The sequence below is a fragment of the Neobacillus sp. SRL179 genome, assembly GCF_984799095.1.
This window is the reverse complement of sequence record NZ_OZ481792.1, coordinates 1-10,000: the sequence shown is the minus strand read 5'-3', so window position 1 is coordinate 10,000 and position 10,000 is coordinate 1. Positions and strand designations below refer to the sequence as shown.

Here is a 10,000-nt window from a genome sequence, read left to right as displayed (position 1 = left end):
CCACCTACGTATTACCGCGGCTGCTGGCACGTAGTTAGCCGTGGCTTTCTGGTTAGGTACCGTCAAGGTACCGGCAGTTACTCCGGTACTTGTTCTTCCCTAACAACAGAGCTTTACGACCCGAAGGCCTTCATCGCTCACGCGGCGTTGCTCCATCAGACTTTCGTCCATTGTGGAAGATTCCCTACTGCTGCCTCCCGTAGGAGTCTGGGCCGTGTCTCAGTCCCAGTGTGGCCGATCACCCTCTCAGGTCGGCTACGCATCGTCGCCTTGGTGAGCCGTTACCTCACCAACTAGCTAATGCGCCGCGGGCCCATCTGTAAGTGTCAGCGTAAACCGACTTTCAGCTTTTCCTCATGAGAGGAAAAGGATTATCCGGTATTAGCATCGGTTTCCCGATGTTATCCCAGTCTTACAGGCAGGTTGCCCACGTGTTACTCACCCGTCCGCCGCTAATCTTCAGGAGCAAGCTCCTAAAGATTCGCTCGACTTGCATGTATTAGGCACGCCGCCAGCGTTCGTCCTGAGCCAGGATCAAACTCTCCGAGAAAGTTGATTTAGCTCATTTTGTTACGTTGGCTTAGTTTCATACGAAACTAATATTATTGTTTGTTGACGTTTTTGTTTGTTTAGTTTTCAAAGAACAATTTTCTTATCGCTCGTAAGCGACTTAATTAATATACCATCGATACTATTTAAAGTCAACAAGTTTTTTGTTTTTTACTATGACTAGCTTTGAAACATTTTTGCTGACTTTGTTGATTATATCAGCGAAATGAAATCAATGCAAGGTAAATTTTCAGCAATCACAAATGGACAAATTATTATTGTAAAAAAAGGAGCACACTCTATGTATGCTCCTTTTTACTATCTTACTCTTCTCCCTCAGGAATCGAATCATCCTCTTCGGCAGGGACTTGTGTGATACTAGATGAGTCTTCGACACTCGCAATCGTATCAGTATCTAAAACTTCTTCTTCATTTTCTTCTTTTTCTACTTTAGCTACTGTTGCCACAAATTCATTTTCGCTTTCCTTCATGCTTATGAGTTTAACACCTTGAGTGTTGCGACCCATTTTTGAAATACCGGCTACATCAATTCGGATAAGAACTCCGCCAGTTGTGATGAGCATGAGGTCTTCTTCACCTGTAACAGCACGCATGGAAACTAAGTCTCCGTTCTTTTCTGTCACATGGCAAGTTTTAATTCCTTTACCGCCTCTACCCTGAATGCGGTATTCAACTGCAGGCGTACGTTTACCGTATCCATTTTTTGTAACGATAAGGACATCACTATCTTCTTCTAACACTTCCATCCCTACAACTTCATCATCAGGGTCAAGGGTAATACCTTTCACACCTGTGGCTGTGCGTCCCATTGAGCGGACATCAGTTTCAGGGAAGCGGATTAACATACCATTCTTTGTGCCAATGATCATATGCTTATTTCCATCTGTTAAACGGACAGAAATCAATTCGTCTCCCTCGCGAAGACTTAGTGCAATCAATCCGTTATTACGAATATGAGCAAATGATGATAATGGAGAGCGCTTTGAAATACCTTCTTTGGTTGTAAAGAATAAATACCAATCATCCACGAAATCCTCAACTGGAATAATCGCATTAATCCATTCTCCTTTTTCAATACCGAGGAGATTAATGATTGGAAGACCTTTAGCTGTCCGGCTATATTCAGGTATTTCATACCCCTTCGAACGATACACCTTACCCTTGTTAGTAAAGAATAAAATCGTATCATGGGTAGAAGTGGTGATTAAATGTTCAACAAAGTCATCTTCATTTGTTCCCATTCCTTGGATTCCGCGGCCGCCTCGTCTTTGTGCCCGATAAGTTGAAACTGGAAGACGTTTAATATAACCATTGTGGGTTAAGGAAATAACAATATTCTCAACTGGAATTAAATCCTCATCTTCAATATTTTCAAATCCGCCCGTGGCAATTTCCGTACGGCGTTTGTCATTGAACCGTTCTTTAATTTCAAGTAATTCTTCGCGTATGATTTCAAGGACCTTCTCCTCGTCTGCTAAAATTGCCTTTAATTCTGCAATTAACTTCATCAGACTTTGGTATTCATCCTCAATCTTTTCTCTTTCTAATCCTGTTAAACGCTGTAAGCGCATGTCGAGGATTGCCTGTGCTTGCTTTTCAGACAAACTAAACTCTGTCATTAACCCTTCACGGGCAATATCGGTTGTTTGTGAATTTCTAATTAGGGTAATAACTGCATCTAGATTATCAAGGGCGATTCTTAATCCTTCTAAAATATGCGCACGTGCTTCTGCTTTGCGTAATTCAAACTCGGTTCTACGACGAATGACTACCCTTTGATGATCCAAGTAATGAACTAGACATTGCTTTAACGTCAATACCTTTGGATGTCCATTTACAAGGGCAAGCGTATTGATTCCAAAGGAAGTTTGGAGCGCTGTATGCTTATATAAATTATTTAAAAGGACATTTGCATTGGCATCCTTACGAACTTCAATCACAATCCGCATACCTTTACGGTCAGATTCATCCCGAAGGTCTGTAATGCCTTCTATTTTTTTATCGCGGGCTAATTCCGCAATTTTTTCAATTAATCTCGCTTTGTTTACTTGGTAGGGGATCTCATTAACAATAATAACTTCTTTACCGTTCGACTTTTGTTCAATTTCCACCTTAGCGCGAATCGTAATCGATCCTCTGCCTGTCTCATAGGCTTTCCGTATACCGCTGCGGCCAAGGATAATACCACCCGTAGGGAAATCAGGTCCAGGAATAATTTCCATTAATTCTTGCGTGGTAATATCAGGATCTTGGCTAAGAGCTAATACGCCATCAATAACCTCACCAAGTTGATGTGGTGGAATATTGGTTGCCATACCAACAGCAATCCCTGATGTTCCGTTTACCAACAGGTTAGGAAAACGTGACGGTAAGACAACTGGTTCTCGTTCTTCCCCATCATAGTTGTCTTGATAATCAATTGTATCTTTGTTCAAATCTCTCAACAATTCCATTGAGATTTTAGACATTCTTGACTCTGTATAACGCATCGCTGCTGCTGAGTCACCATCAACAGACCCAAAGTTACCATGTCCATCTACAAGCATATAACGATAGTTAAAATCCTGTGCCATCCGAACCATGGTTTCATAAACTGCCGAATCGCCATGCGGGTGATATTTACCAATAACATCCCCGACGATACGGGCCGATTTTTTATATGGTTTGTCGGCATGGATACCAAGGTCATGCATCGCATATAATATACGACGATGAACTGGTTTTAAGCCATCGCGAACATCAGGCAGGGCACGCGAAACAATAACACTCATTGCATAGTCAAGAAAAGATGTCCTCATTTCATGACTAATATTAATCTCACTTACTCTTGGATTAGGTGTTTCAGTCATATTACATACCTCCCTCCGGCTTTTATATATCTAAATTCTTAACATATTGCGCATTTTCTTCAATGAAATTACGACGTGGCTCTACCTTCTCACCCATTAACATATCAAAGGTTTCGTCTGCCTCAATTGCATCTTCAAGACTCACCTGGAGCATACTTCTATTATCTGGATCCATCGTGGTTTCCCATAATTGTTCAGGATTCATTTCACCTAAACCTTTATATCGTTGGATATTAGGTTTTGGCGTGGCCGGAAGCTCAGCAAAGATCCGATCTAATTCTTTGTCATTATAGGCGTACTCAATCCGTTTACCCTGTTGCACTTTATAAAGGGGCGGCTGAGCAATATAAACATAACCAGCCTCTAAAATTTTTCTCATGAAACGGTAGAAAAATGTTAAAAGAAGTGTCCTAATATGTGCACCATCCACATCTGCATCCGTCATAATGACAACTTTATGATAACGAGCTTTAGAAATATCAAAATCTTCCCCGATTCCCGTTCCAATTGCTGTAATCATTGCCCTTACTTCGTTGTTAGAAAGAATTCTATCGAGTCGAGCTTTTTCGACATTAAGGATTTTTCCGCGAAGTGGCAGAATGGCTTGGAAATGGCGGTCTCGTCCTTGCTTGGCTGACCCGCCCGCAGAATCACCCTCAACGATGTACAATTCACTCTCTGAAGGATCCTTTGAAGAACAATCAGCTAATTTCCCTGGCAAACTTGAAACCTCTAACGCACTTTTACGGCGGGTTAATTCTCTTGCTTTCTTGGCAGCAAGCCTTGCCCGTGATGCCATCAAACCTTTATCAACGATTTTTCGGCCAACTGTTGGATTTTCTAATAAAAATTTATCAAAAGTACTTGCAAAAACAGTATCAGTTATTGCTCTAACTTCTGAATTTCCAAGCTTTGTTTTTGTTTGACCTTCAAATTGAGGGTCAGGGTGTTTGATTGAAACGATCGCTGTGAGTCCTTCACGAACATCCTCACCTGAAAGGTTTGTATCGTTTTCCTTGATGAGACCATTTTTTCTTGCATAGTCATTAATGACTCTTGTTAAAGCAGTTTTAAAACCTGACTCATGTGTACCGCCTTCATAGGTATGAATATTATTAGCGAAAGAGTAAATATTCTCTGTATAACCTTCGTTATATTGGAGGGCGACTTCCACACTAATGCCGTCGCGATCTCCTTCCATGTAGATTGGTTCTTCATGAACAACTTCTTTTGTCCGATTTAAATGTTCTACATATGATTTAATACCACCCTCATAGTGGTATTCATTTCGTTTATTTTCAACACGCTTATCCTCAATGGTAATTTTGATTCCACGGTTAAGGAATGCCAACTCACGTAAACGAGTAGCGAGAATGTCATATTCAAAGACTAATGTTTCTGTGAAGATTTCTCCATCTGGCGTAAAGTGCGTAATCGTACCTGTTTTGTCCGTTGTTCCAATTTCCTTTAATTCCGAGACGACAGCGCCGCGGGCAAATTTAATTTCATAAATTTTCCCATTACGATGGACATACACTTCAAGCCCCGAGGAAAGGGCATTAACAACGGAGGCACCTACACCATGCAGACCGCCGGATACTTTATATCCGCCGCCGCCAAACTTTCCACCCGCATGAAGAACAGTCATAATGACTTCAACAGCCGGTCTGCCCATTTTTTCTTGAATATCAACCGGAATTCCACGGCCATTATCTTTTACCGTGATACTATTATCTTCCTCAATGATGACATTGATTTCGTCGCAGTAACCTGCCAAGGCCTCATCAATACTGTTATCGACAATTTCCCACACAAGATGATGAAGACCTTTTCCACTTGTTGAACCAATGTACATACCCGGTCTTTTTCTAACTGCCTCAAGTCCTTCTAAAACCTGAATCTGATCGGCACCATATTCGCCATCTACTACCTTTTGTTCGATCGTCATACTTGTTCACCTGCACCTTCTGACAAAAATATCTCAATATTTTCGTTGTTAAAAACAATAAATACTATTTTAAAATTCATGTATATTCATGTGGCTTGAACGTTTTTTTAATGTTCCAGAAGCAATAGGGGATAAGTATACCTTGTCAAACGTAACAATCACTGATTTAAAGGGGTTTTTTGATAAGTTGATACATTTTTCACTATGATAGTTTAAAAATTCCTCTAATAATGGCGAATGGTTCACACTCTCTTTATCTAAAATTGAAATAATATCCTTCGCCTGAATGTTTAAATCTTCCCCAATATGAATATACATGACTCACCTCAATGAACTTTCTTTATTCTACCTGATTCGACAATAAAGGTTGATGCTTCCTTTAAGGTCTGATGGTCAATGCCTTCCACACTTGTCGTGGTCACAAACGTTTGAACTTTACCTTGGATGGTATTAAGCAAATGAGATTGTCGATAATCATCCAATTCTGATAGAACATCATCAAGAAGTAAGATCGGATACTCTCCGATTTCATTATGGATTAATTCAATTTCAGCGAGTTTGATTGATAGGGCCGTTGTCCGTTGCTGCCCTTGGGACCCAAAGGTTTGAACATCCCGTCCATTGACAAAAAACAATAAATCGTCACGATGCGGGCCAAACAGGGTCGTACCGCGTTCCATTTCCCTTGTTCGTACCTTTGCAAATTTTTCCTCAAAGCTTGCTATCATTTTCGACAAATCTTGTTCTTCTAATACCTCCACCGATGGTTTATAGGTTATTTCAAGCGTTTCTAGTCCCCTTGATATCCCCTGGTGAATCGGTTTTGCCCATTTTTCCAGCATTCTCAAGAATTCAAACCGCTTTTTGACAATCCTCACAGCCACTTCAATAAATTGATCGGTATAGACCTCAAGCATAGTTGTGTCTGTTTGCTTTTTGATCTGCATCATTTTTAATAAATGATTACGTTGTTGAAGTATTTTTTGGTATTGACTCATATCATGTAAATAAATTGGCGATACCTGACCAATTTCCATATCAATAAACCGTCTTCGCACCTGTGGACTGCCTTTCACAATGTTCAGGTCTTCCGGTGCAAACATAACTACGTTCATATTCCCAACATATTGACTTAACTTTTGCTGCTCAATATGGTTAAGCTTTGCCTTTTTTCCTTTTTTGGAAATGATTAATTGCAGCGGCAGTGAGCTGTGTTGTTTTTGAACCCTACCCTCTATTTTAGCATATTCTTGGTCCCAAAGAATAAGTTCTTTATCATTCGATGTACGATGTGACTTTGCCATCGCTAAAACATAGATTGATTCCATCACATTTGTCTTTCCTTGGGCATTTTCACCTAAGATGACATTTACTTTATTTTCAAATTCGATAAATAACTCATCATAGTTCCGATAATTATTTAGCGCTAACTTCTCAATATACATGGCAACGCATCCCTTTAAGCTAGTCGGTAATCACAAACTCTCCAAAGCCAGCAATTCGGACTTTGTCACCTACACGAAGCTTCCTGCCTCTTCGTTGATCTTGTTCACCATTTATAAAAATTTCATTCTCACTTAAAAACCATTTGGCCATTCCACCTGTTTGAATCACATCTGCAAGCTTTAAAAATTGTCCTAATGTAATAAATTCGGTATCGAGCTTAATTTGTTCAGGCACACTCTTCACCCTCAATTCTAAAAATGGTTCCAATACTTTATTTTACTAAAAAATTTAACTAGACACAAAGAAAACTCAAAAAAAAGAAAAGCAGCAGCGCCCCAGTCAGCGTGCGCCAGAGCTTGGCATTGCTTATAGCTAAAATTTATAAAGGTACATTCCATAAAGAAAGCCACCAGTTATGTGGTGGCGTATAAGTTGTAATTAAGAAAAAGTAATTAATACGTTCTTACGGGTAAAATCAGCTGCAAAATGGTTTCATCATGAAGCGGGCGGATAACAAATGGCCGCATAGCGCCTGTAAAGCTTACCCGTATATCAGTCCCCTCGAGTGCTTTTAGGGCATCCATCATGAACTTGGCACTAAAGGATATCTTTAGTTCTTCACCCTCGATGGATTGACTTTGAATTTCCTCGACTACTTTTCCGACTTCAGGTGTATTCGATGAAATTTCAATAATTCCGCCATCAATAGTTGATAATTTAACGACATTATTCCTTCCTTCCCTTGCTAATAAAGAGGCACGATCAATAGCATGGAGGAACTCTTTCGTATTCACTGTAATATCGGTTTTACTTTCATCCGGAATTAATCTAGATGTTTCAGGATAGTTACCTTCTAACAATCTTGAGAAAAATAATAAGTGTTTTGCTTTAAATAAGATCTGGTTCTCTGTAATGACGATATCAATCAACTCATTGGAGTCATCAATAATTTTACTCAATTCATTCAAACTCTTGCCCGGAATAACCACATTATAATTTTCATGACTTTCGGATTCAATTTTTGCCTTCCGTAATGCCAATCGATGACTATCTGTTGCAATACAGGTTAATTCCTCGTTTTCAATCTTCCAGTTTACACCTGTCAAGATGGGACGTGTTTCCGAGGTGGACACTGCAAAATGTGTCTGCCGAATCATGGCCTTTAAAAGGTCAGTGGCAATGCGAAATTTGTTATTTTCCTCTATTTGCGGAAGATGTGGATACTCTTCTGCATCTAAACCAATTAAATTAAATTCTGACTTTCCAGAACGAATGACAGTTTGCAGGGAGCCTAATACTTCAATTTCTACTGAATCAGTCGGAAGTTTCTTAACAATCTCGCTAAAGAATTTTGCTTGTAGGACAATCGCACCTGTTTGTTTAATTTCAACAAGTTCATCGCCAGCATCTTCTTTTGGAATAAATGATTCTATGGAGATATCGGAATCACTTCCTGTTAACGTTACTCCTTCAGAAGTCGCCACAATTTTAATTCCTGTTAAAATCGGTATCGTCGTTCTTGATGTTACGGCCTTCATTACATCTTGAACACTTTGAACCAAGCGGTCACGCTGGATGATAAATTTCATTGCTTTTAATCCTCCGTTTTATGCATATTTTAAAAGCACTAATATATAATATTATTTTTTAAAAAAAATAGTAGAAGTACTAGTAGGGCCTGTTAGTATGTGGATAACTCAATTTATCAATAGAAACACAGCCTATCCACATGTGGACAGACTGTGTATAAAACGAGCGAAGTTATGCACAATCTTAACAACTAAAAATCATTATTTAGGATCATAGAATACGCTCTTTTACATAAATCCAAGGCCTATTTTTATATTTTTAGTAATTCATGTAATTCTTTCATTTGCTTTTGCAGTGTTGAGTCAGTTTGCAGCAGCTTTGCAATTTTTTCATGAGCGTGGATGACAGTGGTATGATCGCGTCCGCCAAACTCTTCTCCTATTTTTGGCAAGGAGTAGTCGGTTAATTCACGTGATAAGTACATGGCAATTTGTCTAGGGAATGCCACGGACTTTGTCCGCTTTTTCGCCTTAAAATCCTCTAATTTTATACTAAATTGCTCCCCAACCACTTTTTGAATCTCATGAATAGTGATTACCTTAGGTTTAGAGCTTGGGATGATATCCTTTAGTGCCTCTGCGGCAAGATCAGCATTGATATCTTTATTAATTAGAGATGAATAGGCGACGACGCGAATGAGTGCACCTTCAAGCTCACGAATGTTTGAATCAATTTGATTAGCAATATACAGCATGACTTCATTTGGTATATCTAAACCTTCTGCTTTTGCTTTCTTGCGAAGGATCGCGATTCTTGTCTCTAAATCTGGCGGTGTTATATCTGTAATTAGGCCCCATTCAAAACGTGAGCGCAGCCGGTCCTCAAGTGTTGGTATTTCTCGTGGCGGCCTATCACTGGAGATAATAATTTGCTTACTTTCCTCATGCAGGGCATTGAATGTATGGAAAAATTCTTCCTGGGTTGATTCTTTTCCAGCAAGGAATTGAATATCATCTATCAGTAAGATGTCGACATTTCGATATTTGTTGCGGAAGCTCTCCGCTTTATTATCACGAATAGAATTAATAAATTCATTTGTAAACTTTTCAGACGATAAATAGACTACTTTTGCAGCGGGATTATGTTCTAAAACATAGTGACCAATCGCATGCATTAAATGCGTTTTTCCTAACCCTACACCACCATATATAAATAAAGGGTTATAAGCTTTTGCTGGTGCTTCTGCTACTGCAAGTGAAGCAGCATGAGCAAATCGATTGCCTGAACCAATAACGAAGGTATCAAAAGTATGCTTTTTATTTAAAATTCCTGAAGGAAAATCACTATGCTCCTCATCTTTTTTTACCTTTTTTGGTGGAGTAGGGAGATCCTCTCCATCCTCTGACTGATTATGTGGGATGATAAATTTTATTGATAACTCTTCTCCTGTAATTTCATAGAGAATCCCAGAAATTAACTGCGAATAACGCTCTTCCAGCCAATCACGGGCAAATTCATTGGGAGCTGTTATCACAAGCAGATCACCTTTTAGGGAATGAGCCTTGGTAGACTTGAGCCAGGTATCAAAGCTAGGTTTGCTTATCTTTTTCTCAATATTGGCAAGTGCTGCATTCCAAAGATCCGCAATATTTTCCAA

Annotated in this window: 7 protein-coding genes and 1 rRNA gene (1 of these 8 cut by a window edge); all 8 read right to left on the bottom strand. The window is 39.4% G+C overall.

Annotation, left to right across the window (positions count from 1 at the left end; translation table 11 throughout):
* A 16S ribosomal RNA gene (locus AC4E8C_RS00040) occupies window positions 1–550 on the bottom strand (it extends 1,000 nt beyond the left edge of the window).
* Between the two features lie 322 nt (window positions 551–872).
* Window positions 873–3,419 carry a DNA gyrase subunit A gene (gene gyrA / locus AC4E8C_RS00035; protein WP_490209321.1) on the bottom strand — a complete coding sequence of 849 codons (2,547 nt, stop codon included), beginning with the start codon at window positions 3,417–3,419 and terminating at the stop codon, window positions 873–875.
* 22 nt (window positions 3,420–3,441) lie between these two features.
* Entirely contained in the window at window positions 3,442–5,367 is a 1,926-nt protein-coding gene (gene gyrB / locus AC4E8C_RS00030; RefSeq protein WP_490209320.1) for a DNA topoisomerase (ATP-hydrolyzing) subunit B, read from the bottom strand.
* Between the two features lie 69 nt (window positions 5,368–5,436).
* Window positions 5,437–5,685, bottom strand: coding sequence for an extracellular matrix regulator RemB (remB, locus tag AC4E8C_RS00025; protein WP_490209319.1), 249 nt, complete (start codon window positions 5,683–5,685; stop codon window positions 5,437–5,439).
* An 8-nt stretch (window positions 5,686–5,693) separates the two neighbouring features.
* Window positions 5,694–6,812 carry a DNA replication/repair protein RecF gene (gene recF / locus AC4E8C_RS00020; protein WP_490209317.1) on the bottom strand — a complete coding sequence of 373 codons (1,119 nt, stop codon included), beginning with the start codon at window positions 6,810–6,812 and terminating at the stop codon, window positions 5,694–5,696.
* Window positions 6,813–6,831: 19 nt separating this feature from the next.
* Window positions 6,832–7,047: a S4 domain-containing protein YaaA gene (gene yaaA / locus AC4E8C_RS00015; protein ID WP_490209316.1), complete on the bottom strand. Its 216-nt coding sequence runs from the start codon at window positions 7,045–7,047 to the stop codon at window positions 6,832–6,834.
* Window positions 7,048–7,265: 218 nt separating this feature from the next.
* Window positions 7,266–8,402: a DNA polymerase III subunit beta gene (gene dnaN / locus AC4E8C_RS00010; RefSeq protein ID WP_490209315.1), complete on the bottom strand. Its 1,137-nt coding sequence runs from the start codon at window positions 8,400–8,402 to the stop codon at window positions 7,266–7,268.
* A 251-nt stretch (window positions 8,403–8,653) separates the two neighbouring features.
* Entirely contained in the window at window positions 8,654–10,000 is a 1,347-nt protein-coding gene (dnaA, locus tag AC4E8C_RS00005) for a chromosomal replication initiator protein DnaA (RefSeq protein WP_490209313.1), read from the bottom strand.